Source organism: Salinivibrio sp. MA427, assembly GCF_001996115.1.
Lineage (GTDB): Bacteria > Pseudomonadota > Gammaproteobacteria > Enterobacterales > Vibrionaceae > Salinivibrio > Salinivibrio costicola.
The window spans coordinates 1-1397 of record NZ_MUFH01000462.1; the positions used below are offsets into that span (position 1 = coordinate 1).

At 44.1% G+C, this 1397-nt stretch carries 1 protein-coding gene; it reads right to left on the reverse strand.

Annotated features, from left to right (window positions below):
* Positions 1 to 437 precede the first annotated feature (437 nt).
* Complete coding sequence (locus BZG79_RS15595; protein WP_199878069.1) at positions 438 to 1286, reverse strand: CmcI family methyltransferase; 849 nt, start codon at positions 1284 to 1286, stop codon at positions 438 to 440.
* Positions 1287 to 1397 lie beyond the last annotated feature (111 nt).

Sequence of the window (1397 nt, forward strand, 5' to 3'; positions counted from 1 at the left end):
GGGCTTAACCGAGCGAGCATATTCAACGAGCGACAGGTAAAAAGACTGCTTTTTGGTAAGTGACGTAGTGACCTCCAGGTTGAGACCAGTGATTTACGCGGTGAGAAAAATATTGTTAGATAGGGTTCGTGGAGCGCTTACATTCAATCGAACATAGGAAGCACAGGTGCTTGTTGGGATAATGCAGTCCTGGACCGATTCTTTGGTAGCCTAAAGCATTAGTGGTTGAACCAAGTGCTTCAACCAACGCGAGATTATGCGATTGCCGACATCAAAAATGTTCATTAGGTACTACAACGTAGAAGAGCTTCAGAGTGCCAATAGTGAAAGATCGCCAGTGGATTATAAATTTTATATGAGAAAAGTTTTCGGAAATGGTTGGCTAGAACATAGAACCCAAGTCCGCGCTGGTGCACTTAATGGTTAAATCCAAGTAATTATTCGACCCTCTGCAAAACAATCCCTTTTAGAAAAGGATACCGATTAGCCTCGAGATAAAGTCCAAATTGGCGATTTTTCACCAAAAACATGTCGAGAGCCCTAATCACAGGCCGCTGGTCAACATCTGCCCAGAGGTCTTCGACAACAATGACTCCGCTCGGAGCAACTAGTTGAGCCYACATCGGAAGAAGCTCAAGACTGAGATTATCGAGCCCACCAAGATCGAGAATCACCAGATCGTATTCAGGGCATATGGCTTTGGCCTTTTCAAGTGTTTCGGTATCTCTCGCATCTCCATGAACAAGCACGGCCTGGTTCTCACTATTAAATCCTTCAATAGGTGCTGGCTGAAGATCAACACCTACTAGAGAGCCCTTGCGATTTAACAAACGCAGAACAGTATCAATGAAGTAGAGACCTCCACCTCGCCCATAGCCCACTTCAAGGATTCGAGATCTCTTTTGGGAATAAATAAGCTCTTGATAGAAGAAAAGGTCCATTGGCATTTTTACTGCGACTTGGCCCAGCCAACGGTAATCTCGTTGAGTCTCAATTTCGTGTTGCCAATACCAACGATGATAAGCCAGGGATAGGGTGCCTTCGGTTAAAGGTTTGGTTTGTTTTATTACTGGTAAATCACATTCTGCTTTGACGAGAAGCTGGGCTTCAAACCATTCCTCATGCGTTGGCTGCAATGGTCTAAACTGGGCGTAAGATGCAAAAGCCCAATAATCTTCATAAGTTATGCGTAAGCAAGTTCCCAAATGTACATGATGCAGCTCCACACATTCGTCATAGAGAACCGGGTACACAAAACGACTAAAGCGAACAGGGGGATTTTTCAAAGGGTAGTCCCGCAATCAGAAAGGGATTAAAGGTTTTATGGAAAGATTGACCTTGATAGTTTTCTAAAAGCTGCACATGTTGGAAACCAACATCTTGCATAACCTTAGCGA